The organism is Pradoshia sp. Z6_59 (genome assembly GCF_058267515.1).
In genome coordinates this window covers 172,372-196,733 of sequence record NZ_JBZCPP010000005.1, presented here as the reverse complement: position 1 = coordinate 196,733, position 24,362 = coordinate 172,372, and the positions used below count along the sequence as shown (strand labels likewise).

Annotated in this window: 24 protein-coding genes; 2 read left to right on the top strand and 22 right to left on the bottom strand. The window is 40.0% G+C overall.

Annotated features, from left to right (window positions below; genetic code table 11):
* Nucleotides 1-334 precede the first annotated feature (334 nt).
* Nucleotides 335-2,524: a S8 family serine peptidase gene (locus AC4D4B_RS07635; RefSeq protein WP_490999577.1), complete on the bottom strand. Its 2,190-nt coding sequence runs from the start codon at nucleotides 2,522-2,524 to the stop codon at nucleotides 335-337.
* Between the two features lie 202 nt (nucleotides 2,525-2,726).
* Here AC4D4B_RS07635 and AC4D4B_RS07630 point away from each other — a divergent pair, with 202 nt between their 5' ends.
* Nucleotides 2,727-3,326, top strand: a complete 600-nt coding sequence (locus tag AC4D4B_RS07630; protein WP_490999576.1) for a hypothetical protein — start codon at nucleotides 2,727-2,729, stop codon at nucleotides 3,324-3,326.
* Between the two features lie 187 nt (nucleotides 3,327-3,513).
* Here AC4D4B_RS07630 and upp read toward each other — a convergent pair whose 3' ends face one another.
* The 19 genes from upp to AC4D4B_RS07535 all read right to left on the bottom strand — a co-directional run bounded on the left by upp (nucleotide 3,514) and on the right by AC4D4B_RS07535 (nucleotide 20,408).
* Nucleotides 3,514-4,143, bottom strand: a complete 630-nt coding sequence (upp, locus tag AC4D4B_RS07625; protein WP_490995046.1) for a uracil phosphoribosyltransferase — start codon at nucleotides 4,141-4,143, stop codon at nucleotides 3,514-3,516.
* A gap of 530 nt (nucleotides 4,144-4,673) precedes the next feature.
* Nucleotides 4,674-4,913: a hypothetical protein gene (locus tag AC4D4B_RS07620; protein WP_490999575.1), complete on the bottom strand. Its 240-nt coding sequence runs from the start codon at nucleotides 4,911-4,913 to the stop codon at nucleotides 4,674-4,676.
* A gap of 20 nt (nucleotides 4,914-4,933) precedes the next feature.
* Entirely contained in the window at nucleotides 4,934-6,175 is a 1,242-nt protein-coding gene (gene glyA / locus AC4D4B_RS07615; RefSeq protein ID WP_490999574.1) for a serine hydroxymethyltransferase, read from the bottom strand.
* Nucleotides 6,176-6,282: 107 nt separating this feature from the next.
* Entirely contained in the window at nucleotides 6,283-6,852 is a 570-nt protein-coding gene (locus AC4D4B_RS07610) for a TIGR01440 family protein (RefSeq protein ID WP_490999573.1), read from the bottom strand.
* 22 nt (nucleotides 6,853-6,874) lie between these two features.
* Nucleotides 6,875-7,312, bottom strand: coding sequence for a ribose 5-phosphate isomerase B (gene rpiB / locus AC4D4B_RS07605; protein WP_490995050.1), 438 nt, complete (start codon nucleotides 7,310-7,312; stop codon nucleotides 6,875-6,877).
* A 48-nt stretch (nucleotides 7,313-7,360) separates the two neighbouring features.
* The gene (locus AC4D4B_RS07600; protein ID WP_490999572.1) at nucleotides 7,361-7,804 is read right to left on the bottom strand and encodes a low molecular weight protein arginine phosphatase; all 444 of its coding nucleotides are present in this window, start codon (nucleotides 7,802-7,804) and stop codon (nucleotides 7,361-7,363) included.
* Between the two features lie 78 nt (nucleotides 7,805-7,882).
* Complete coding sequence (locus AC4D4B_RS07595; protein WP_490995052.1) at nucleotides 7,883-8,443, bottom strand: manganese efflux pump MntP; 561 nt, start codon at nucleotides 8,441-8,443, stop codon at nucleotides 7,883-7,885.
* Nucleotides 8,444-8,496: 53 nt separating this feature from the next.
* Entirely contained in the window at nucleotides 8,497-9,549 is a 1,053-nt protein-coding gene (locus AC4D4B_RS07590; RefSeq protein ID WP_490999571.1) for an L-threonylcarbamoyladenylate synthase, read from the bottom strand.
* A 171-nt stretch (nucleotides 9,550-9,720) separates the two neighbouring features.
* Entirely contained in the window at nucleotides 9,721-10,155 is a 435-nt protein-coding gene (locus AC4D4B_RS07585) for a GNAT family N-acetyltransferase (RefSeq protein WP_490999570.1), read from the bottom strand.
* Nucleotides 10,156-10,416: 261 nt separating this feature from the next.
* The gene (gene spoIIR / locus AC4D4B_RS07580) at nucleotides 10,417-11,226 is read right to left on the bottom strand and encodes a stage II sporulation protein R (protein ID WP_490999569.1); all 810 of its coding nucleotides are present in this window, start codon (nucleotides 11,224-11,226) and stop codon (nucleotides 10,417-10,419) included.
* A gap of 466 nt (nucleotides 11,227-11,692) precedes the next feature.
* Nucleotides 11,693-12,556, bottom strand: coding sequence for a peptide chain release factor N(5)-glutamine methyltransferase (gene prmC / locus AC4D4B_RS07575; RefSeq protein WP_490999568.1), 864 nt, complete (start codon nucleotides 12,554-12,556; stop codon nucleotides 11,693-11,695).
* Between the two features lie 2 nt (nucleotides 12,557-12,558).
* Nucleotides 12,559-13,629, bottom strand: coding sequence for a peptide chain release factor 1 (gene prfA / locus AC4D4B_RS07570; RefSeq protein ID WP_490999567.1), 1,071 nt, complete (start codon nucleotides 13,627-13,629; stop codon nucleotides 12,559-12,561).
* Between the two features lie 198 nt (nucleotides 13,630-13,827).
* A complete protein-coding gene (locus AC4D4B_RS07565) occupies nucleotides 13,828-14,466 on the bottom strand; it encodes a thymidine kinase (RefSeq protein ID WP_490995058.1) in 639 nt (212 codons plus the stop codon).
* A gap of 283 nt (nucleotides 14,467-14,749) precedes the next feature.
* Entirely contained in the window at nucleotides 14,750-14,965 is a 216-nt protein-coding gene (gene rpmE / locus AC4D4B_RS07560) for a 50S ribosomal protein L31 (protein WP_490995059.1), read from the bottom strand.
* A 123-nt stretch (nucleotides 14,966-15,088) separates the two neighbouring features.
* Entirely contained in the window at nucleotides 15,089-16,372 is a 1,284-nt protein-coding gene (gene rho / locus AC4D4B_RS07555) for a transcription termination factor Rho (protein ID WP_066109343.1), read from the bottom strand.
* 391 nt (nucleotides 16,373-16,763) lie between these two features.
* Entirely contained in the window at nucleotides 16,764-18,050 is a 1,287-nt protein-coding gene (gene murA, locus AC4D4B_RS07550; protein ID WP_490995061.1) for a UDP-N-acetylglucosamine 1-carboxyvinyltransferase, read from the bottom strand.
* A gap of 142 nt (nucleotides 18,051-18,192) precedes the next feature.
* The gene (gene fsa / locus AC4D4B_RS07545; protein ID WP_490995062.1) at nucleotides 18,193-18,843 is read right to left on the bottom strand and encodes a fructose-6-phosphate aldolase; all 651 of its coding nucleotides are present in this window, start codon (nucleotides 18,841-18,843) and stop codon (nucleotides 18,193-18,195) included.
* A gap of 162 nt (nucleotides 18,844-19,005) precedes the next feature.
* Entirely contained in the window at nucleotides 19,006-19,863 is an 858-nt protein-coding gene (locus tag AC4D4B_RS07540; protein ID WP_490995063.1) for a class II fructose-bisphosphate aldolase, read from the bottom strand.
* A 167-nt stretch (nucleotides 19,864-20,030) separates the two neighbouring features.
* Nucleotides 20,031-20,408, bottom strand: a complete 378-nt coding sequence (locus tag AC4D4B_RS07535) for a response regulator (protein WP_490995064.1) — start codon at nucleotides 20,406-20,408, stop codon at nucleotides 20,031-20,033.
* A 214-nt stretch (nucleotides 20,409-20,622) separates the two neighbouring features.
* Between AC4D4B_RS07535 and AC4D4B_RS07530 the strand changes: the two genes are divergently transcribed.
* Nucleotides 20,623-21,168, top strand: coding sequence for a DUF2529 family protein (locus tag AC4D4B_RS07530; protein WP_490995065.1), 546 nt, complete (start codon nucleotides 20,623-20,625; stop codon nucleotides 21,166-21,168).
* A gap of 567 nt (nucleotides 21,169-21,735) precedes the next feature.
* Here AC4D4B_RS07530 and pyrG read toward each other — a convergent pair.
* Nucleotides 21,736-23,334, bottom strand: coding sequence for a CTP synthase (gene pyrG / locus AC4D4B_RS07525; protein ID WP_490995066.1), 1,599 nt, complete (start codon nucleotides 23,332-23,334; stop codon nucleotides 21,736-21,738).
* A 222-nt stretch (nucleotides 23,335-23,556) separates the two neighbouring features.
* Nucleotides 23,557-24,132 carry a DNA-directed RNA polymerase subunit delta gene (rpoE, locus tag AC4D4B_RS07520; RefSeq protein ID WP_490999566.1) on the bottom strand — a complete coding sequence of 192 codons (576 nt, stop codon included), beginning with the start codon at nucleotides 24,130-24,132 and terminating at the stop codon, nucleotides 23,557-23,559.
* Nucleotides 24,133-24,362: the final 230 nt, after the last annotated feature.

Below are 24,362 nucleotides of genomic sequence, written 5' to 3'. Positions count from 1 at the left end.
TTCCAACTGTAAGCGATTATAGACACCTACCAACAAAGATCCGATAAGTATTGGGCCAATCAATTTTAATAAACCAGCAGACAGTAAATCGTTGCACGAAAAACACTGCGATTATTATTTTGTATCGTACCAACTCAGATATGTATATTAGAGGTATATAATCAACACAATTGACAATATAAATGGAAAATTGTCTGTCAATTTGAAAACCCTACCATTTATACCCTATGTAAGAATACAATAGGCAAAAATGATTGTCAATTCAGATAGGTGAGAAATCCGTTACCTATACTAGAATAAATTATCAATTATGTTAAAAATAAGTGTATAAATTTCATTCTAACTGAAATTTCAAGTAATTTGTATTCTTAAGCACTACTTTTTGATGGCCTTTTTCAACTTCTGTCACAATTTCGTAATAATTTGAGAGGATATTTTCCGGTAAGTCGACTTTTTGTTTAAGTACCCCTCTTTTAACACCTTTCACTTCTACTAGATCTTTTATGTAAAGAAGTGAATCTGCATTATACAAGGTAAATCTTACAGAATCAGCCCCAAACGGTAAATAAACACTTATTTCCATCTTGCGATCTCCTTTCTCTTGAACAACCTCTACCCCTTCGGCAATTGGGTAATCCGGTTTCGTCATTGCAAAAATGTAAGGGATCCTGCGCACCTTGTTTCTTCCAGCTTCATTGAGGTATAGATATCCATCTTCCAGTTCACTTTTCTCTTTCCAATTATCCAATTCCAGCTGAACTTCCAGTTTCTTCTTTTGGCCTCCTTCAAGTACAAAAGCTAACGGCAGTTTCCACGTCATAAATCTTTCCTTACGTGGAATAGAAAAATAATATCGCTTTTTTCTACTACTTCTATTTTCCACTACTATATTCGCATTATACATTCGTCCATTGCTTGCCATGCCAAAAGTTACAGATGAAGGAGCTAAAAATGTATCCTCTTGCAGTGCATCCTTCACGTTTACCCGGCCAGCTCCCTGTTCAAAAGTATGATACGTTTCATCCTTATCATTTTTCAATGATATAGCACTGGTCATTAAAGCCGATTTGATTTTTTCTGGGCTCCAATCAGGATGAACCTCTTTAATCAATGCACACACACCCGCCACATAAGGAGCAGCCATACTCGTTCCTTGTAAAGAAAGATACGTTCCGCCTGGTATCGTACTTTCAATTCTCACCCCCGGTGCAACAACATCCGGCTTGATCGCTATGCTATGAATAACCGGACCTCTTGAACTAAAGGAGGCTAATTTTTCTTTTTCTTCTATATCAATTGTCCTACATGAAAGTTGTCCATTTTCCAGAGCCCGTTTCATTTTTCGCCCATCTTTTTGCGAAACGGTGATTACGGGAATTTTTGAATTCATTTCGAGAGAAGCACTTAATTCACCAGGTTCGTTATTAAAAATGATTACACCCAGAGCTTCGGCATTCACTGCATTTTTTACTTTATCTTTAAATGATATTACTCCCCGCTCCACTAACACAATTTTATTTTTTGCGCTGATGTTTTCGTAATTCTCCTTTTTACCAAGGCCTGCATAAGTCATGATCATAGAATGTGAAAAATCCCATTCGGGGGAGCCTACTGTTAATTGGAAATCAATGTCCGCCCATGGTTTCGTAAAATTCAACCTCTTCGATTTACCTGCATCTGAACTCGCCCCTACACTAATCGCTCCCCCTGATGTCCCGGGCGAACCTACCGTCCAAATACCCGGCCCATCATTTCCATTTGCTACAACGGCCACGATTCCCTTTTTAACTACCTTATCGAGCGCTTTACTTGTAGGAAGATCCGGACCATTCATCGTATCTCCTAAGGACAGATTGATAATATCCATCTTGTCCTTTACCGCTCTTTCGATTGACGCAATGACTTGATCAGTTGTTCCGTATCCTCCCGGCCCCAGTGCTCTGTATGCATAAATGCTTGCTTCAGGAGCTATCCCTTTCATTTTTCCATTAGCCGCAATTATTCCAGTCACATGCGTCCCATGAATGGTTGCTTTTTTGGAGTTCCCCATGGTTTCCATTGGGTCCTTATCTTGATCCACTAAATCATAGCCGCCTTTATAGTTTGCTTTAAGATCGGGATGCCTATAATCGATTCCCGTATCTATCACTCCGACCTTTACACCTTTGCCCGTAGCCTGAATTGGCTGGTTAAATTGATGATGAGGCTGACCCTTTGGAAGGGAATTCTTTTTAATAGTAGTTTTTATTGGACCCGATAGGAAAATATCTGAAACCGATTCTTCCTTTTTTAATCTTGGTATTAATATAGAAGGTACGGCCGCCGAAAAGCCGTTGCACACTAAATTGAAATAATAGCGCGGTTTGATTGCTGGATACTTTTCTATCAGCTCCCCCGCAACTTGATGAGCTGATTTATCTTTTCTTGTTTCAATCATCACCACCTCTGTATCCTCAGCAGAACTATGTGGAGCATATCCTATTAATTGAATAAGTATGAAAGCTCCAATTAAAATTTGCTTCAATGATTATCACATCCTTGTGTTTAGAATGGATTAACAGCAGTCTCTTATGCATATGAAAATAAATAGTAGATTTTCTGCGACCTCCAGTTTCGGTTAATGGCTTGATTTTCTGGAGTAAAAAAATGAATATCCAGATTCTTCCTGTTTGTCTGTTAAATAGGTCTGGGTATGAGTGTCAGGTATATGAGTAATTTTAGTTAGGATGTGTAGAGTTATGTTTGGTCTGGCCGATCTTATGTCATTAGTGATTTCTGCCTTTATCATCTTGCCTGTCGTTGTTTTTCTTCGGGAGACAGGCTACCTGTTAGTCAGCTGGTTATTTGGCGTAATCAATCCAAGACTTACGATTGGTTCCGGCCCCCGTATCAAAAAAATTGGAATGATCGATATTCGCAAATACTACCACTTATATAGCTGGTTTTCGTATGATGAATTAAAGCGTAAGAGTAAGTTTGCTTACATCTGCATCTATCTGGGTCCGATTTTAATGAACCTATCCATCGCCCTCCTCATTAACTTTTTAATTGCCAACCATTTTATTGAGGAGTTTAAGACATTTTGGGATCGCTTTGCTTTCTATGCGATTTATTATGTTCTGTTTGACGTTATACCAATGCATACAATTAACGGAAAGCCTAATAATGGTATGATCATTTATGAAATGATCCGTTACGGAAAAAGGGTTGATTATAATAATGAATCCTTCATTCCGGCCACATCAGAAGTCGAGGAACAATATCAGGAAGAAATAAAGAGAATTGAGGAATTAAAGAAAGAACGCGATGAAATGTTAAAACCTTAGACTTGAAATCAGTTCTGTTATCATGGCATATTTTTATACCTAAATAGCAGATTCCATGAATTGAAGCTGGAATCTTAAAGTGGTGTAGATGAGGTATCGCCTAGAGTTTAAATCCGAGTTAATTTTCCGCAAAAAAAGAGGTGTTCATCAGTCAGAAACGGCTGATGAACACCTCTATAAATTATCTTTATTTTGTTCCGAACAATCTGTCGCCTGCGTCACCTAGACCTGGAACGATATATCCGTGATCATTTAATTTTTCATCAAGTGCAGCGATGAAAATATCGACATCCGGATGCGCTTCTTCTACTGCCTTAACGCCTTCAGGTGCAGCAACTAGACAAACGAATTTAATATTTTTTGCCCCACGCTTTTTGATTGCGCTGATGGCATCGACAGCAGATCCACCTGTCGCAAGCATTGGATCAACTACGATAAATTCTCTTTCCTCTACGTCAGCAGGAAGTTTTACATAATACTCAACTGGTTTCAATGTTTCCGGATCTCTGTATAAACCTACATGTCCAACTTTTGCTGCTGGAATAATTTTAATCATGCCGTCAACCATACCAAGACCAGCACGTAAAATAGGGATAATGGCTACTTTTTTACCCGCAATGGTTTTAGATGTTGATTTGCTGACTGGCGTTTCAATTTCCACTTCTTCTAACGGGAGATCTCGGGTGATTTCAAAAGCCATTAAAGTAGATACTTCATCTACCAATTCTCTGAACTCTTTTGTACCCGTATTTTTATCACGGATAAATGTTAACTTATGCTGTATTAACGGATGGTCAAACACATAAACTTTTCCCATATGGATCTCTCCTCACTTTTATGTTCCTATTTTTGCACTCGTTTTATTGTACAGAAAATTCTCCATTAGTTCAATTAAGTTTCGGCATGCCAAAATCTACCGTACCTGAGGGTTATTTATTCCAGTTTCATCAGCTAGAACCTCAGGACATAAGCATGACCTCTGCAGGAGGAAAGTACACCTCCTTCCGAGATCCTGTCTTATGCTCCTCGCGGGCCTACAGGATGTAGGTCATGAAGACGTTACGTTGTCCAGGACGTGGCGATTTTAGTCTTCGTTCCTTAAAGCAGTTTCAGCTTTTTATTCAATCTAGCTTCGGCTCCTAGCTCCTCGAGGTCATAAGTGTAGCCACTACGGGAGGAAAGAGCGCCTCCCTACGTGCCTCCTCTTATGCTTGTCGGAGCTGGGCAGTCGCCTCAGCTTTTTAGTCTTCATTAGTTTTTTATTAAAACTTGATTCTATACCTTCTTCTCTATTATCCACTTTTTAAAGTGTTAAAATCGTTAAAGAAGCGTAAATGGATGTGAAATTTACGTGAATTGAGCAGGAATGGGAATTAATCGAGCCAATGCAGCTATTATTCCAGCCGATTTTAATATTAATTCAGCTGATCCACGGATTTTACCAGCCAAATCCCTCTTATTCCAGCCATTCCTAATTTCTAAGCTCATTGATTCCCATTCAGCATCATTTTTCCCTAACCATATCAACGACACGCTATACTGCCAAACATCATAAAAAGAGGTGTCGATAAGTCCTAACTGACTCACCAACACCCCTTCTATTCACCTTAATACTCAGGATATAATTCGTATTTTCCAGATAGCTTAGTCACTCGCTCTGCAGCTTCTTTTAGTTTCTCTTCGTCCTCATGGTTCTTGAGGGCAAGACTAATGATTGCTGCGATTTCATCCATATCCTCCAATTTGAATCCACGGCTTGTAACAGCCGCTGTTCCAATACGCACACCGCTTGTTACAAATGGACTTTCCGGATCAAATGGAATGGTATTTTTATTCACCGTTATACCGATATCATCTAATACCTTTTCTGCTACTTTACCAGTTAGGTTGATGGAGCGAACATCAATCAATAATAAGTGATTGTCTGTTCCGCCTGATACAAGCGTAAGTCCTTCCTTCTGCAGACTTTCACCAAGGCGTTTTGCATTCTCTATAATTTCCTTTGCATAATCTGTAAAGGAATCCTGAAGTGCCTCACCAAATGCCACCGCTTTTGCAGCAATTACATGCATGAGAGGTCCTCCCTGAATACCAGGGAAAATGGACTTGTCTATTTTCTTAGCAAACTCTTCTTTGCAAAGGATCATTCCTCCGCGTGGTCCGCGCAATGTCTTGTGAGTTGTCGTCGTGACGAATTCCGCATAAGGAACTGGACTTGGGTGCAAACCGGCTGCAACAAGCCCTGCAATATGAGCCATGTCCACCATTAAATAGGCGCCTACTTCATCTGCAATTTCACGGAATTTCTTGAAATCAATTGAACGAGGATACGCACTGGCACCGGCAACAATCAATTTAGGCTTACATTGAATTGCTTTCTCTCTAACATCCTCGTAATTTATAAGATGGGTTTTTTCATCAACACCGTATTCAACAAAATTGTATTGGATTCCGCTGAAGTTTACAGGGCTTCCGTGAGTTAAGTGGCCTCCGTGGGATAGGTTCATTCCAAGTACCGTATCTCCTGGATTCAAAATCGTAAAGTAAACAGCCATATTTGCTTGAGCGCCTGAATGTGGCTGTACGTTTGCATGCTCCGCTCCAAATATCTTTTTGGCACGTTCCCTAGCCAAATCCTCAACTACGTCCACATATTCACAGCCGCCGTAATAGCGTCTGCCTGGATATCCTTCCGCATACTTATTAGTCAGCACGGATCCTTGAGCTTCCATTACTGCTTCGCTGACAAAGTTTTCTGAAGCAATCAGCTCAATCTTACCGCGTTGTCTGCCCAATTCTTGTTGAATTGCATCAAATACCTGCGAGTCTTGCTTTTGCAAATGCCTCATCTTATAGCTTCCTCCCTTTTCGTCAAAACGGACAAATCTCCAATTTAATCCCTTCAATTCTAGCACGAAAAAGGACAATAGTCATTTATTCCATTGACGTATAATTCTTACATTTCTCTTATAGTCTCTCTATCATATTGAGCCCTCGGCCCACCTATCAGTTTCGGCCGGGTCATAGCAAATGTCACATGCGCCTTCCCAATCTCTTTAACTGTTGAACGCAACGGGACTGCAACATGCTTCAGATGCATTCCAATCATGGTATCACCAATATCAATACCTGCATCTGCACGAATATGTTCAACCACAGCCGCATCCTCGAAATTAGCAAATGCACAAGTGGCCAATGCTCCACCCGCATTCCTGGCGGGCACAACTGATACTTCGTCCAGATTATATTGAATAGCTGTCTTTCGTTCAATAATCAGAGCCCTATTAATATGTTCACAGCCCTGAAAAGCCAAGTAGACTCCCTTTTGCTTAGAAAAATCATATATGGCCTCAAAGATTGCTTGTGCCACTTCCATCGTTCCGCTTGTACCAATTCGCTTTCCGATTACTTCACTTGTACTGCAGCCAATTACCAACAAACGGCCATTCAGCGGAAAATGAGCTTCCAAATCTTCGAGAATGGCAGTCACCTGAGTTTTTATTTCTTTTAAATTAATCTCACTCATTCTTCTACTGCCCTTCTAAGATTTATTTTTCTGCTTCAGCTATTTTTCCAATCCGTGTTTCATGGCGACCGCCTTCAAATTCCGTTGTCAGCCAAACACGAGCAATTTCTCTGGCTAAACCAGGACCAATTACACGCTCTCCCATTGTTAGTACGTTACTGTTATTGTGAGCTCTTGTAGCTTGGGCACTAAACATATCATGTACCAATGCTGCACGAATTCCTTTTACTTTATTCGCCGCAATACTCATTCCAATTCCAGTACCGCAGATCAAAATCCCTCTGTCAAATTCTCCTTTTGCCACTCTTTCAGCTACAGGAAGTGCATAATCAGGATAATCTACAGATGTTTCACAATCACAACCCAGATCCTCATATTGAATCTCAAGCTCTTCCATAAGGTTCATAATTTCTTTTCTTATATTTATTCCACCGTGATCTGATGCAATGATAACTTTCATGATAAAATGACTCCCTTCAATTTGAACTGCACAGTTTCTATCCTAAATCTAGTCTTTTAATTTTTCCACAAGCTTTTTAATCCATTTAGATAATTCATGGAAAGTTTGCTCATATACTTGTTCATTACCCCCGAATGGATCTGAAATATCTCTGTTCCCAGGGTCGTCACTTACGAATTCCTTTAATGTAAACGTCTTTTCAATCGCCTGAGGGTAATGCGTGGCAATTAACTGCTTATGGCTTTCTGTCATCGTTAATACATAGGTTGCCCACTCAATGTCTTCTCTCTTTAATGGAGATGAGGCATGGTCCTGCGCAATTTTGTGTTTATCAAGTACTGTAACGGTATACTCAGATGCCGTTTGTCCCCCATAGGCATAAACCCCTGCTGATTTCACTTCTATATCAGACAGATTGTAATTTCGCAAAATAGCTTCAGCCATAGGACTTCGACATGTATTTCCTGTACAAACGAATAAAATGTTCTTCAACGTATTTTCCCTCCTGTCCCCATTATAGAATATTTACGGACAATAAAAAAATGTACCAGATCAATCTGATACACATCTTTATCCATGTAGGTGCAGGATGATCTTTAACCCAACTGCAAACATGATGCTTCCTCCAAAAACAAGACTATATTTGCCGAGATATGTATGTACTCTCCTCCCTAACAGCAACCCTGACACCGTCAGAAAAAAGGCAGCAAAGCCAAAGCAAAAAATGGTCATCCAAGCTCGCGATCCTAGCATTCCGAGGCTCAGTCCAACAGAGAAACTATCCAAACTGACACTTATCGCAAATAGAATCAAACCTGTTCCAACCGGAGCCACTACTGTTTCACTTTTTCCCTGTATTCCGGAGAGGAGCATTTGCAAACCAAGAAATAGTAATAAACCAGCACCGGCGTAAGAGGCAAACAATCCAAACTGAGCGGATAATAACTTTCCTGAAAAGATACCTAGGAGCGGCATTAACATATGAAAAACACCAACCGTCAACCCAATAACGAGTACTTGCTTAAGCCTTAGCCTGTACGATCCCATCCCCAATCCAATTGAGAAAGCATCCATTCCGAGTGCCAAAGCCATAAAAAGCAGGCCAAAAAATTCAACCATCGTTTGTTCCATCCAAGTAACCTCCCGGGACCAGCCTACATAAACATATGCCTGTCCCGGATCAATTAGAACTTGTCTTGCTTGATGACTCTTCCTCCTGCTGCTTTCTTCAAGCGATTCATGATTGCAATCCCAATCCCTTCTTCCGGATACACTTCTCCGAAAATAAGATCTGGCTGCTCTTTATCAAATTGGCGCAGCACTCCATACATTTTTTCAGCTACAGAGTCCAGCTCTTCACGGCTTCCACCAGTAATAATCACATCAGCCTCATACAAATGGACATGCTCATCAACCGTGTATACGCCCACTCTCTTACCTAAGTCCCGCTCTTCATTTATTAACGTTTGGATAAACTGAGGAGTGCCCTCAACCAAGGTCAATGGAGCTTTTGGTGCGTAATGCGTATATTTCATACCAGGGGCTTTCGGGGCATCACTATCCTTCACCAAGCCAGGGTCCACAGACACTTCACCGATTACTGCCTCCAGCTGTTCACGCGTAATGCCACCAGGTCTGAGAATTTGCGGAATGCTGCCAGTCACATCAAGTACAGTCGATTCCAATCCAACCCCAGTTGAACCTCCATCCACGATTCCAGCAATTTTACCATCTAAATCCTCGCGAACATGCTCAGCTGTTGTTGGACTTGGTTTACCAGACAGATTTGCACTTGGTGCTGCCGTTGGACAGCCCGCCTTTTTCAGTAAATCCAAAGCCACCGGATGATCCGGCATTCGAATCGCTACTGAGGAAAGACCCGCTGTTACCACATCTGGGAATACTCCCTCTTTCTTTTGAAAAATTAACGTCAACGGACCAGGCCAAAATTGATCCATTAGTTTATCTGCGACTGCAGGAATATCACCCACCAAACCATGAACCTGATCCTTTTCTCCAATATGTACGATTAAAGGATTATCACTTGGTCTTCCCTTTGCCTCATAAATAGCCGCTACAGACCCTCCAAGCAAGGCATTTGCTCCAAGTCCATATACCGTTTCAGTCGGAAATGCAATCAGCTCTCCGGCCTTTAGTTTTTGCGCTGCATCAACCAATTGTGGATAACCTTCTTTTTTATCCACAACTTTATCCACTGTCCACATTTTTGTTTCCACTATTATCACCTGCCACCAATCTACAACATTCTTTATAAATTACTTATTAAATAAGGATTCTTCGACATTTTTCACAAAATCACCTTGCAAGTATAAAAGAATTCATACAATAAAACAAGCTTTATCCACAGTCTGTGAATAAAGCCAATAAAATCGTGGATAATTCCATCATTATAGGGCTCTTTCCATGATATATGTTTCGTCTATTGTCCACACCTTTTCCACAACTGGGGAATTTCTTAAGTCTTTAGGAATCTCCTGGTTATTCACTCTTTCAAATTGAAGAGCCTCGAAAAATCCTAACGCTTGCAGTTTATTCGATATCAGAAAGATCTTCTTCAACCCTTTTTCCTTTGCCAAAGCCAATATCGTTTCAAACAGGGCAGGCACTTGCGCCTGAGCCTCCTCTTTAAACAGAAAAGACCTAAGCACCCCATACTCTCCACATGGCTCCAGACCGATCATTCCTTTAATAGAGCCTTCTTCTTTTAATAAAATAAATTTTCCGGAACTAATGTCATTATAATGCAACTCTACTCCTTGAGGTGCTGCAAACCGCTTGATTGCTTCAACATCGGTACTTTTTGATATAGATATATAATACACCTTCTATTCTCCCTTCACTATCAAATCACAACTACTATATGGATATGAATTAATAGGGAAAATAGAACCGGATCAGACATTGATTATCCGGTTGGCTACAATTTTGGCAAATTCGGCTGCATTCTAGTCCAGTTCAACTTAATTTGGATCAACTTCGGCTGTTTCCCCGCTCTATTCTCAACCACTTCGACTCTATTCCGCACTCCGCAACACTTCCTATTTATACTTTTAACTTGGTTTTCACTGGAATACTCTCCAGTCTCAAAATAAATCCTTCACGATCTCTTTTAAAAAGAATTTCACCTTAACCGGCTCTTCATCCTGCTCTTCATATACAGGAGGAGTAATATCTTCTCCAGCTTCTTCAGACTGATTCTCGTAATCCTTTTGTGTTTCCTGATTTTCTGCCTTTTCAATCGATTTATCCGTTTGGCTGGCCGTCTTAATCGGTTGTATCTTTTGTTCATCCGTTTGTGTTTGTTCTGCAGTTTCCTCGTTTGTACTATTATTAACTGGCTCAACGTCTTCAGCTGACTCTTCAGATACTGAATCATTTGCTACTGCCGTTCCGCTGTTGAAATCCAGAAAGCATAGCGGCGGGAAAAGGACGCACCACCAGTTCTCACCTTGACCCTCACCCAATGTGATTTTAATAGCTTCATACTTGCCTGCCGGATATAAATATTGTCCATATAGCTTAGTTGGAAAAACAGTTTCACCAAAATCAACCTGTATCTTTTGTATATTACCTTCTCTAACCATAACATCTTCAGCTATAGCTTCTATATCAGACAAACGGGAACCAATCACTTTTCTGGCTTCCTCAATCGAAGTTAATTCTGCTACCCATTTGTTAATTTCTTTATTGACCTCATCCCTGATGGATCGTTTCAATTCCTGGTCAGCTTCTTTATTACTGTTTGCTAAGATCCGTAAGCGAATCGCTTCATTCGGGATGACTTGAACCTCTGTTTCTGTTGCAGAAGTACTGTTTTTCGGTGTAATCATTCCAGTCATTGTGGCTGCGCAAAGTAATACAATATATATTAAAGGCAAGTATTTTTTTGCCATCATCGTTAGCACCGTCCCTTCACTTACAAACAGTGTGGACAGTTTTTTTCTATCTTAAACTATAATTATCTGAATTTTGTTGATAAACCTTTTCGGAAATTATGTAGGCAGGGAGTTGAACAATTATAAAAAAGGACACAGTTTTCTTTTCTAAACTGTGTCCTTTTTTATCTAGCTTCTGGGCCTAACCGCTCGAGTCATAAGCAAATACTCTACAGAAGGGAAGAACGCCTCCTTTCGAGTATTCGTCTTATGCTTGTCGCGGGCCTACAGGATGTAGGTCATGAAGACGTTGCCACAGGACGTGGCGTTCTTAGTCTTCGTTCATTAATACAGGCCCTTCAGCTTTTTATTTAATCTAGCTTCAACGGCTAGAAGCTCAGGACATAAGCATGACCTCTGCGGGAGGGAAGAGCACCTCCCTCCGAGCCCCTGTCTTATGCTCCTCGCTTCTGATCGAGCCGTTTCAGCTTTTTATTTCGCCAAAGACCATTCGATCTTTTCCGTTGATGTCGAAAATAACTTCTACATGGGCTTCTGGGTATACAGCTCGCATTAGTTCTGCTACTTGCTCTCCCTGACCGGCGCCTACTTCAAATCCAACCAAAGCCTTGTCTGTAAGTACACTTGGCAGATCTGATGTGATTTGGCGGTAACAGTCCAACCCATCATTTCCAGCAAACAAGGCGAGATGAGGTTCATGGTTTCTTACCACATCTGAAAGGATAGCATGATCTGATTCAGGAATATAAGGAGGATTAGAAAGAAGAACATTCACCCTTTTCCCAGCATCTATTAATGGTTTGAGCAAATCCCCCTGCAGGAACGCCACGTCTGCCTGAAGGCGTTCAGCATTTTTAGCTGCCTGTTTCAATGCTTTCTCTGACAAATCTACAGCCGTCACTTTCATACCAGGGCATTCCAATGCCATTGTAATCGCAATAATCCCGCTGCCTGTGCCAATATCAGCCATCTCCAGCTTCTCTTCAGGACTGAAAAGTTTTTTTAGTTTAGCTAAGGCATGAAATATCAGCTCTTCCGTTTCAGGACGCGGAATCAATACATCTCCATTCACCAGAAATGTCCTGCCATAAAACTCCTCGCTGCCAATAATATGCTGCACAGGTACTGCTTCGATTCCATGCTTTTTTACATCCCTTATAAAGATCGCTTCTTCCTCTTCCGTTAACTCATCATGCATATTCGCAAGCATTTGGGCACGGGATTGACCGAGCTGACTCATCAATAGCCATTCTCCGGCATTTTCATCACGGCCATTCTCCCTTAAAAAAGAAGAAGCCCATCGAAGAGCTTCATACACTTTCATCATTCTTAATCCTCCGCATTTTGAAGACGGCTAGCCTGGTCCTCAACAATCAATGCATCAATCACTTCATCCAGCTTGCCTTCCATGATTTGATCCAGCTTTTGAATGGTTAATCCAATGCGGTGATCTGTTACACGGTTTTGCGGATAATTATACGTACGGATACGTTCTGAGCGATCCCCTGTTCCGACTGCAGATTTACGGGCACTGTCATACTCAGCCTGTGCTTCCTGCTGGAATTTATCATAAATACGAGCACGCAATACTTTCATTGCTTTCTCTTTGTTTTTAATCTGGGATTTTTCATCCTGGCAGGATACAACAATCCCTGTAGGAACGTGAGTAAGACGTACGGCTGACATGGTAGTGTTAACACTTTGTCCGCCCGGTCCGCTAGATGCAAACGTATCTACACGGATATCTTTGTCATGAACTTCAACCTCAACCTCTTCTGCCTCCGGTAAGCACGCCACAGTCGCTGTTGAAGTGTGAATACGACCGCCTGATTCTGTTTCAGGGACACGTTGTACACGATGGGCACCGTTTTCGAATTTCATCTTGGAGTATGCGCCATTTCCATTAATCATAAAGATGATTTCTTTATAACCGCCAAGCCCCGTTGGATTTGAATCCATTACATCAATCTTCCATCCTTGCGCCTCAGCATAACGGCTGTACATTCTATAAAGACTTCCTGCGAATAGAGCAGCTTCATCACCGCCGGCTGCTCCGCGAATTTCCATAATAACGTTTTTATCATCATTAGGATCTTTCGGAATCAGCAAGACTTTAAGCTTCTCTTCCAGCTCTTTCATTTGTCCGGAAAGTTCATCTACTTCTTCCTTCACCATTTCGCGCATATCAGCATCCAGCTTCTCTTCAAGCATTGCTTTCGCATCAACAAATTGGGAACGTACATCTTTATATTCTCGATACGCAAAGACAGTCTCCTGAATATCAGATTGTTCCTTGGAATATTCGCGAAGCTTCTTAGTGTCATTTACGATTTCCGGGTCACTCAAAAGCTCATTTAATTTGTCATATCGGTCTTCTACCGCTTGTAAACGATCGATCAATTTCTTCACCTCATTAACAGGTTTTTAAAAGAGGTTTTTACCTCAGTATTTGATTTGTTTATTGTACCACAATCAGACGGAAACGAAAAAAAGAGACGGCAAAGATGAACATACATCCTTTTCTGCCATACCCTTTTATTTCTGACATACAAAAACACCCCCAAATTCCACTTATTCCTCCGGAGGTGTTCATTCCTTTTAAAGCCTGTTTGTTTTTATGTGTTCGATACCACCGTTAATCGGTGTATGTACCGTTTCTTGTTTGCCTGGTACTTCATGATGATGACGGCATCTTGGCTCATAGGATTCCGATGCACCCACTAAAATAACAGGGTCCTCATAGCCTGCAGGCTTCTTGTCAATCAAACGCTGCGTCCGGCTTGCAGGGGATCCGCATACGGAACAAACCGCCTGTAGTTTTGTTACCTGTTCTGCCAGGCACATTAACTCCGGCATCGGCCCGAATGGCTCTCCTCTAAAATCCTGATCTAGGCCAGCCAGGATTACTCGATAGCCGCTGTCTGCCAAATGCTGAGCAACCTGTACAATTTCTTCGTCAAAAAACTGCACTTCATCAATGGCAATTAAATCTGTATCTAAATCTATATGATCGAAGATATGGGATGAATGCGTAATGCCTTTGGCAATAACAGAAGTTCCATTGTGGGAAACCACCGCTTCCTCACTGTATCGATTATCAATAGCCGGTTTGAAAACAGCAATAGATTGCTTAGCAAAGACCGCTCTCCTTACCCTGCGAATCAGTTCTTCAGATTTTCCGGAAAACATGCTGCCACAAATTAATTCTATCCAGCCAAATTGTTTCGTTTCGTACATGTGTTGGGGTCTCCCTTCCTGTCTTTACTAGGTTCATTAGGATTTTACTTGTAACATTCCTGCATTTACTATACCAATAGATAATTATACATCATAAACTGCTCAAGAAAAGATTTTTTATCATTTGTTAATAGAGACCTTTGTTGTTAAAAAATTGATATAATTCCTCTAAAAACATACAAACACAGACCAACATGTTTTTCTCAGTACATTAGCCTGTGTCTATCTTAAAGCAAAAAAACAGGCAAGCGGCTTACCCGCTGCCTGTTTCCGAAAATCAAAATTATTGTTCTTGTTGGGATTTGAAACCATACTTCTTGTTGAAACGTTCAACACGTCCATCAGCAGAAGCAAACTTTTGACGTCCAGTGTAGAATGGGTGGCATTCGTTACAAACCTCTACGCGCACCTCTTCTTTAACAGAGCCAGTTACAAATTCATTACCACAAGCACATTTAACAGTTGCTGTTTTGTAATTAGGGTGAATTCCTGTTTTCATCTTTTCCACTCCTTCCGCCCTGAGTCTTTCGAAACAGAGTTATCAAGCGTGCTTTTTCAAGTAGAAGCACACTCAAGATATTATAACAGACGTGCTATTTTAAATCAACAGCTACTGCTACTATTACAAGATTCTTTTCGATCCACCTGTTGACTTTTTCATCTCGTCATCGAGGTATTGAAAGAATTCCTGATTGGTTTTAGTTTGCTTAAGTTTTCGTAACAAGCGCTCAGCAAAATCAGGCATATCTGACATTGTTTTGCGAATAGCCCATAATTTTTCCAAATGGTCTTTTGGAATAATAAGCTCCTCTTTCCTTGTCCCAGATCGGCGAATATCAATAGCAGGGAATATTCTTCTTTCTGCAAGTGAGCGATCCAGGTGAAGCTCCATATTACCTGTTCCTTTAAATTCTTCGTAAATAACGTCATCCATTCTTGAACCTGTATCCACCAGGGCTGTTGCTAAAATGGTTAAGCTGCCGCCCTCTTCAATATTACGGGCAGCTCCAAAGAAACGCTTCGGACGGTGAAATGCCGCCGGGTCAATCCCACCTGATAATGTTCTGCCGCTTGGAGGGATTACTAGATTATAAGCACGTGCCAATCTTGTTATACTATCCATTAAAATAATAACATCCCGTTTATGCTCAACCAGACGCATAGCACGCTCCAATACAAGCTCTGCTACTTTGATATGGTTTTCAGGAACCTCATCAAATGTTGAGCTGACTACATCTGCCTGTACAGACCGCTCGATATCCGTTACTTCCTCAGGACGCTCGTCAATTAACAGGACGATTAATTCTGCATCCGGGTGATTCGTTGTAATGGCATTGGCGATTTCTTTAAGAAGCATCGTTTTACCCGCCTTTGGAGGTGCAACAATCAATCCACGTTGCCCAAAACCAACAGGTGCTACGATATCCATTACACGCGTAGATACATTGCGAGGAGTTGTTTCAAGTACAACCTGACGATCAGGATATAGTGGGGTTAATGCAGGGAAATGCACTCTCTCCTTAGCTGATTCAGGATTATCCCCATTCACTGCTTCAACATGCAATAATCCATAATATCGTTCATTTTCTTTTGGTGGACGTACCTTACCGGATACTTTATCACCGTTTCTTAGATCAAATCGACGAATCTGAGATGCCGAAATATAGATATCCTCTGAACTTGGTGAGTAATTGATCGGCCTTAGGAATCCAAATCCTTCAGATGGAATGATTTCCAGAACACCTTCCATGAATAGGTACCCATCTCGCTCCGCCTGAGCTTTTAAGATGGCAAAGATCAATTCTTTCTTTGTCAGCTTACTATAATAGGACACTTTATACTTTTTAGCTTGTTCATAAAGCTCTTTTAGCTTTAAATTCTCTAAATCGGAAATTGTTAATTCCATTATGACACCACACTTCAGTAAATTAATTAGATTGATTTTAGTGATTTGTTTATTACTACATGGATAGGGTTATCAAGAAGAAAATATTTAGGAAGGTAAAAGGATGAGTTGCGGTTTAGATCCACGTAAACCATTTGTTGCTTTCATTAGCATTTATATTCTATTCTATTTTTTTCTCAAAAACAAATCCATTTTACTCGCTTTTGATTCAGACTTCAACTATTAACATCACATAGAGATTTTAAAAACTATTGTAACATTCTCAATATATCACAATTTCATAATTTTTATAATAAAATCCTCCAGATTTTCACCTGGAGGAACTACTATATTTATCTAAATTACAGTTTCATAAGCAAATTAAATTGGGTTTCTTGTATAGATTGTTACATTAAGAATTCTTAAGCTGCTCAATCTCTCTCGGCGATAATTGTTCTCTCCATATGGTCGCTCCCAGTCCTGAAAGCTTGTCCACTATAAAGCTGTATCCCCGATCGATATGCTCGACTCCGGTTATCTCGGTAACTCCCTCTGCTAATAGACCAGCAATAATTAAAGCAGCTCCGGCGCGCAAATCACTTGCCTTCACTTTTGCTCCATTAAGCTGAACAGGTCCATTAATAATTGCAGAACGGCCTTCTACCTTAATATCGGCGTTCATCCTGCTTAATTCATCTATATGTTTAAATCGAGATCCATATATGGTATCCGTAACAACAGAAGATCCAGTAGCCTTCGTCAATAGTGCTGTTAAGGGCTGCTGTAAATCCGTAGGAAAACCAGGATATACAAGGGTTTTAATATCTACTGCTTTTAATTTTTCAGCCTTTGGTATATAAATCTGGTCGTCCCGCTCTTCAATATCAATTCCCATTTCTCTCAGCTTTGCGATCAGGGGTTCAAGATGCTGCGGTATTACATTATCAATCAATATACCTTCTCCAACAGCTGCGGCAACAATCATATAGGTTCCTGCCTCGATACGGTCAGGAATAATGGTATGTCTGCAACCATGAAGTTTTTCGACACCCTCGATACGAATGACATCCGTACCTGCACCTTTGATACGGGCTCCCATATTCGTTAACAATGTTGCAACATCGATAATTTCCGGCTCTTTCGCAGCGTTTTCGATAATGGTCTTGCCTTTAGCTAATACAGCTGCGAGCATGATATTAATCGTTGCTCCTACGCTGACAACATCCAGGTAGATTCGGGCTCCACGTAATTCTTCAGCACGCAAATAGATTGCCCCCTGCTCATTTGTTACCTGAGCACCGAGAGCTTCAAATCCTTTGATATGCTGATCAATTGGGCGAGGTCCCAAATAGCATCCCCCCGGCAAGCCAATAACTGCTTTCTTAAATTTACCGAGCATCGCTCCCATTAAATAATAGGAGGCACGTAATTGTTTGACCCTTCCGTTTGGAAGAGGCATTGATATCATCTTACTCGGATCAACAGTCATTTCAGTTGAGTCAAGTGTTACCTGACCGCCGATTTCTTCAAGTAATCCTTTAAGCATTTCTACGTCAGAGATATTTGGAAGCCCCTCAATTGTTACAGATGAGTCAGCAAGAATAGTTGCTGGAATTAAAGCAACTGCACTATTTTTTGCACCACTTATGCGAACTTCCCCTTTTAGCGGATACCCACCCGCTATTTTAAGCTTTTCCATAATAACTCCCTTCTGCGCCCTTGATGTAATTTTATCCGTCCGGCGAGAATAAGGTAAATATTACCACAAAAATCACCTGAATTAAAGCTAGTCTGTCAAATTATTTCACAAGCTTGGATCATTCATACATATTTTACCAAGATTATTTTTCAGTTCTTGTTTCCCAATCCTTAAGGAATGCTTCAATTCCTTTGTCGGTTAACGGATGCTTACAAATTTGAAGAATTACGTTATAAGGAACTGTTGCAATATGTGCGCCGCGAAGTGCTGCTTGTGTCACATGCTGTGGATGACGGATACTTGCTGCAATAATCTCTGAATCGATATCATGGATTGCAAAGATTTCTGCGATTTCAGCTATTAAATCAAGTCCATTTTGTCCAATATCATCTAATCTTCCGATAAATGGAGAAACATAAGTTGCACCTGCTCTGGCAGCTAGTAAAGCCTGGTTAGCATTGAAAATTAACGTTACGTTTGTTTTGATTCCTGCTTCAGTCAATGCATGAACTGCTTTTAATCCGTCTGGAGTCATTGGTACTTTTACTGTGATGTTCGGAGCAATCTCAGCTAATTCTTTACCCTCGCGAATCATACCTTCCGCATCCAGCGCAATAACCTCAGCACTTACAGAACCAGGTACCAACGCTGTTATTTCACGAAGACGATCATGGAAAGATACATCTTTTTCCTTCGCAACTAATGATGGATTTGTTGTTACACCTGCTAAAATCCCAAGTGCATGAGCCTCTTTAATTTCATTTATGTTTGCTGTATCTATAAAAAACTTCATTTAAATTCCTCCTAGAATGAATTTTATGTCTTTTTATATTGTGTCATTGTTCTCCATTTTGAGCAAATAATTTCACCTTTAAGAACGTATGATTTTGCCAAAAATATGTATAGTAAAAAAGAGGATCCCATGATGATTGGCATCCTCCCGTAAAAATATCTTTTATGCTTTGTTATTAGAACCGAATTCACGAATTTTACCGATAACCGTTTCTTTAATTGCTTCACGAGCTGGTCCAAGGTATTTACGTGGATCGTATACTTCTTTGTCTGCAGCTAATACTTCACGTACTGCTTTAGTAGAAGTAATTTGGTTTTCAGTATTTACATTAATTTTAGCTGTTCCAAGAGAAATCGCTTTTTGGATATCGTGTAAAGGAATACCGGATCCACCGTGAAGTACTAAAGGCATACCAGTTTCTTTCCCGATTTCTTCCATCTCTTTGAAACCTAAGTTTGGTTCACCTTTGTAAGGTCCGTGAACGGAGCCTAACGCTGGAGCAAGACAGTCGATATTTGTGCGTTTTACAAGATCTTTACACTCTTCAACGTCAGCATAGATAACGCCATCAGCTACTACGTCATCTTCTTGTCCGCCAACTGTTCCAAGTTCTGCTTCAACAGAGACACCATTTGCATGAGCATATTCAACTACTTTAGAAGTAATTTCAATATTCTCTTCGTATGGGTGATGAGAAGCATCAATCATAACGGAAGTGAATCCTGCATCAACAGCTTCTTTACATTTTTCAAAGCTGGAACCGTGGTCCAAGTGAATAGCAACTGGAACTGTTGTCTTGTATTCTTCCATTAAGGCTTTTGTCATAGCTACACACACTTTAAAACCGCCCATGTAACGAGCTGCCCCTTCAGAAACCCCTAGGATTACTGGAGATTTTTCTTCCTCAGCAGCTTGAAGAATAGCTTGGGTATACTCTAGGTTATTGATATTAAATTGTCCAACTGCATATCCTTCTTCTTTTGCTTTGTTCAGCATTTCAGTCATTGATACTAAAGGCATTTTTCTTCCTCCTTGTTAATAATAAGCTACGAGCCAAACGGCTTCCCTTATCATTTTCCCTAATGGATCGATATGTATTCCCCCTTCTGCAAAAAGCTTTCAGAGGGAACTCACCTCTAGCATATCAACTTGTCTTCAAACTATCAACAAGTGTGCAAAATGTACATTTAACTGTCAATATTAGCAACCGGCAAATGATCCTTTACCGCTTTCCTTATATCATCAATATCAAATGGTTTTGCAAAATGCGTCAAGGCTCCAAGGTCCATCGCTTCCTGAATCATATCTAATTCTCCATACGCTGTCATAATTAATACACGAATGCCCCGATCTTCTTCTTTCATTCTTTTTAAAATCTCAATTCCGTCCATACCGGGAATTTTCATATCCAGCAACACTAAATCTGGTGATTCACTTTTCTGAAGCGCCAATGCCTGCTCTCCATTTGCCGCCAGGAATGTTTGATATCCTTCCTGCTGCAGTACTTCATTCAGCAATATACGGATACCAAATTGATCATCAACAATTAAAATTTTTTCATTCATTTTACACAGCTCCTTCTTTCCGTTAGCCTGTATAAATAAGACACTTAAATCTATAAGTTCTACCAATAGGTAAATAATCCCTTTATTCAAACGAAATTGTCTTTCGACAATTTACGTTCAAGCATTTATACTTTGACAGGAACTTATCATTTTAATGTTGTAAAACAGTAGAAATGTAAGCATCTATTACTATTAAAATCAGGAGTTGACCCAAATGCTGAAAATATATTTAACTCAATTAACTGGTATTTATAAAAAAATTGAACAAGATGAACAGGAAAATATGGAGGACGCAGCGAGATTATTAGCTCAGGCTTTAGTCGGCCATGGTATTGTTTATCTTCACGGTTTTAAAGAAATGGATGGGATTATCAGCCAGGCAATCGATGGACCTGAACCAATCAAAGGCGTGAAACGATTGTATAACGGCCAATATATGGCTCAAATTGAGCAACGAGACCGCGCCATCATCTTTGCACGAACTGCAACCGAACCGGAAGCAGTTGCTTTGGCTGAATCCTTAAACGGACAGCGTATCCCTTTCGTTGCCGTTTCCCTGGCTCCTGCTGCAGATGATATCAATACCCCGAATCTTGCCAATCTGGCAGATATCCATATTGATTTAAAAGCAACACGAGGCCTTATTCCAAATGAAGATGGAACAAGAAGTGGGATTCCCACCCTTGCAGCCGCCCTCTTCGTTTATCAGGGAATCACTCTGTCAATCGATGAAATCATTAAGGAATATGAAGAAGAATAATTATCCTGCTTGGCCAAAAAATAACTTTACATTACGTAAGCGCATACCAGCAAGTTTCTTGTCTGTTTTTGTTGGATAAAAGTTTTCTGATAATGATTTTGTTTACGATATAAAGTTGTAAGTTTGGATAGATTGAGGTTATATAGAATTTTATAATTTCAACTTATTGAATAGCCTTTTCAGCCTTTTGCTGAAAAGGTTTTTTTCTGTGCTGATAAGTGCTGGATATAGTGTTTTCCGATGCGCTCATATCCGACTTTACTGTTATGACTATTAAATTTAAGTTGGATACTCTATTTCTAGTAGGATTCAGGAATTATTTTGATGATATTTTTAATGGCATTGCGATATTTGAGCGGATCTCAGAATTATTGAGCGTTTTTTCAATTTAATGAGCGAATCCCAAGATAATTGAGCGTTTCCAATTTACTGCCCTTATTAGACAAATTGTGCGACTAATCGCCCAAATGAGCACTAAATATCTCTTTTAAGTGAAACATACACTCAAAAATAAAAAGGTGTACAGAACTATCAGTAACAACTGACTTCTGTACACCTTTTTATTTATTATTTTTCGCCTAGTGATGCATGAATGAATTCACGGAACAATGGCTGCGGACGCTGTGGTCTTGATTTAAATTCTGGATGGAATTGAGAAGCAATGAACCAAGGATGATCCTTTAATTCAATAATTTCTACCAGACGTCCATCCGGGCTTGTACCTGAGAAGATAAAGCCTTGTTTCTCCATATCTTCGCGATAATGGTTGTTGAACTCATAACGATGGCGGTGGCGCTCATATACCACCTCATCTTGATAAGCTTCATATGTTTTCGTTCCAGGAACAATTTTACATGGATATAGTCCAAGTCGAAGAGTCCCGCCAAGGTCCTCGATATCAATTTGTTCAGGAAGCAAGTCAATGATTGGGTTTGTCGTTTCTGGATTAAGTTCAGAAGAATGAGCGTCTTTTAATCCAAGGACGTTACGTGCAAATTCAACAGATGCAAGCTGCATACCAAGACAAATTCCAAAGAACGGCTTTTTGTTTGTACGGGCATATTCCGTTGCCAGGATTTTTCCTTCAACACCACGGTCTCCAAATCCACCCGGCACTAAAATACCATCCACATCATCAAGCATTTCATTTACATTTTCTCTATTTACATGCTCTGCATTGATCCATTTAATCTTCACATCTGCATCAAATGCATAACCGGCATGTTTTAATGCCTCTACTACAGAAATATAAGCATCTTGAAGCTCTACATATTTTCCAACAAGACCGATTTTCACTTCTTTGGTCAGGTTCGTTACTTTATGTAGCAACTCCTTCCATTCTGTCATATCTGCATCATTTGTTTGTAGTTTTAAATGGTTACAAACAATTTCATCCATTCCTTGTGCCTGAAGATCCAATGGAATGGAATATAAAGTTTCTGCATCACGGCACTCAATGACAGAGTTTTTATCAATGTCACAGAACAGAGCAAGTTTGTCTTTCATATCCTGAGAGATTGGTAATTCTGTACGTACGACGATAATATTTGGCTGAATACCTAAGCTGCGCAATTCTTTAACACTGTGCTGTGTAGGCTTCGTTTTCATTTCACCGGCAGCTTTCAGGTAAGGAATCAATGTACAGTGAATGTATAGAACGTTATCGCTTCCAATATCACTCTTAATTTGACGAATCGCTTCCAGGAATGGCAAGGATTCAATATCCCCTACAGTTCCGCCGATTTCAGTAATAACGACATCTGCGTTTGTATCATGGCCAGCTTTCATAATCCGCTCTTTAATTTCATTCGTAATATGTGGGATTACTTGCACTGTTCCGCCTAAATAGTCTCCGCGACGCTCTTTTTTCAATACATGAGAGTAAACTTTACCTGTAGTTACATTGGAAAGCTTTGATAAATTGATATCAATAAAACGCTCATAATGGCCTAAGTCTAAATCTGTTTCTGCACCATCATCTGTTACGAAAACTTCACCATGTTGATAAGGACTCATCGTTCCTGGGTCCACATTGATGTATGGATCAAATTTTTGGATTGTCACTTTCAAGCCTCTGTTTTTTAATAAGCGGCCAAGTGAAGCAGCTGTAATCCCTTTTCCTAAAGAAGATACAACTCCGCCTGTAACAAAAATATACTTTGTCATCTATAAAAACCTCCTAAAAGATCGTCTTGATTTCATTTGGTAAGCACAAATCTATTAATAGTGATTAGTTTTTGTTTTTTCATCGGGCCTATCCCCTAAAAAAATAAAAAAGCTCCCTTGCAAGCAAGGGAGCTTAAAAATCGCTTAATAGTGTTTCCTTTATTTTAAAGGAGCCCAATGAATATTCTACAAAGGTTGACACTTTAAGTCAAGGTTAAAGAATTAGCGATTGTCGTCCTCATCTTCTTCGTCAATCACAAGTTCTTCTTCCTCTTCTTCTTCATCGTCAAGATCGTAATCATCTTCAACGATAACTTCGTCCTCGATTAGATCCTCGTCATCATCATCCTCATCATCATCGAGGTCATCGATATCATCGAAATCATCAATCAGTGAATCATCCTCATCATCGTCGTCATCGAAGTCATCTAGATCATCAAAATCAAGTACTTCATCCTCATCATCAAAGTCATCAACGAGTGCTTTTTTACCTTTTTTCTTCTTCTTCACTTTAGAAGCTGGAACTGTTTCTTCTTCAACTTGTTCAACAGGATACCATCCTTTTAGTCCCCAGCGATTGTCTCCAATACTTATAAAACGTCCGTCTACATTTAGATCTGTATAGAATTGGCCCATTTTTGCACTAACTTCTTCATCTGTCAAACCTAGTAATTTTTGGATTTTATCCATCATTACCTTAAAATCTATTGCTTCTTTCTTTTCTATAAGTAACACGTTCGCAATTTCAATGTAAGCCATTTCACTTACTTCTTCCTTAGACAGGTTGGCTAGTTTCATTGTACGCACTTCCTTTCTATCAAATCAACATGAATGCCCAATTATGCATATCCCATTATAACCAAACGATTCATCTTTTTGCCACTTTATTTTATCCGTTCTATCCTTTTTCCTCTCACGGCTTTATAAGACTATAAATAAAAAGCCATCACAAGGACATAAAGGAACACTGATCGGTATCTTCATTCAACCCGTTTCCAGTATCCTCTCGTTTCTCCATTATAACCTGC

Excerpts from the sequence above, each read along its gene's own strand:
- spoIIR (WP_490999569.1), bottom strand. The coding sequence starts at position 11,226 with ATGGCAAAAAAATACTTGCCTTTAATATATATTGTATTACTTTGCGCA.
- upp (WP_490995046.1), bottom strand. The coding sequence starts at position 4,143 with ATGGGAAAAGTTTATGTGTTTGACCATCCGTTAATACAGCATAAGTTA.
- rho (WP_066109343.1), bottom strand. The coding sequence starts at position 16,372 with ATGGAATTAACAATTTCCGATTTAGAGAATTTAAAGCTAAAAGAGCTT.
- fsa (WP_490995062.1), bottom strand. The coding sequence starts at position 18,843 with ATGAAGTTTTTTATAGATACAGCAAACATAAATGAAATTAAAGAGGCT.
- pyrG (WP_490995066.1), bottom strand. The coding sequence starts at position 23,334 with ATGACAAAGTATATTTTTGTTACAGGCGGAGTTGTATCTTCTTTAGGA.
- AC4D4B_RS07540 (WP_490995063.1), bottom strand. The coding sequence starts at position 19,863 with ATGCCTTTAGTATCAATGACTGAAATGCTGAACAAAGCAAAAGAAGAA.
- rpmE (WP_490995059.1), bottom strand. The coding sequence starts at position 14,965 with ATGAAAACAGGAATTCACCCTAATTACAAAACAGCAACTGTTAAATGT.
- murA (WP_490995061.1), bottom strand. The coding sequence starts at position 18,050 with ATGGAAAAGCTTAAAATAGCGGGTGGGTATCCGCTAAAAGGGGAAGTT.
- rpoE (WP_490999566.1), bottom strand. The coding sequence starts at position 24,132 with ATGAAACTAGCCAACCTGTCTAAGGAAGAAGTAAGTGAAATGGCTTAC.
- AC4D4B_RS07610 (WP_490999573.1), bottom strand. The coding sequence starts at position 6,852 with ATGAGTGAGATTAATTTAAAAGAAATAAAAACTCAGGTGACTGCCATT.
- AC4D4B_RS07595 (WP_490995052.1), bottom strand. The coding sequence starts at position 8,443 with ATGGAACAAACGATGGTTGAATTTTTTGGCCTGCTTTTTATGGCTTTG.
- glyA (WP_490999574.1), bottom strand. The coding sequence starts at position 6,175 with ATGAGGCATTTGCAAAAGCAAGACTCGCAGGTATTTGATGCAATTCAA.
- AC4D4B_RS07530 (WP_490995065.1), top strand. The coding sequence starts at position 20,623 with ATGCTGAAAATATATTTAACTCAATTAACTGGTATTTATAAAAAAATT.
- prmC (WP_490999568.1), bottom strand. The coding sequence starts at position 12,556 with ATGATGAAAGTGTATGAAGCTCTTCGATGGGCTTCTTCTTTTTTAAGG.
- AC4D4B_RS07535 (WP_490995064.1), bottom strand. The coding sequence starts at position 20,408 with ATGAATGAAAAAATTTTAATTGTTGATGATCAATTTGGTATCCGTATA.
- rpiB (WP_490995050.1), bottom strand. The coding sequence starts at position 7,312 with ATGAAAGTTATCATTGCATCAGATCACGGTGGAATAAATATAAGAAAA.
- AC4D4B_RS07565 (WP_490995058.1), bottom strand. The coding sequence starts at position 14,466 with ATGTACGAAACGAAACAATTTGGCTGGATAGAATTAATTTGTGGCAGC.
- AC4D4B_RS07630 (WP_490999576.1), top strand. The coding sequence starts at position 2,727 with ATGTGTAGAGTTATGTTTGGTCTGGCCGATCTTATGTCATTAGTGATT.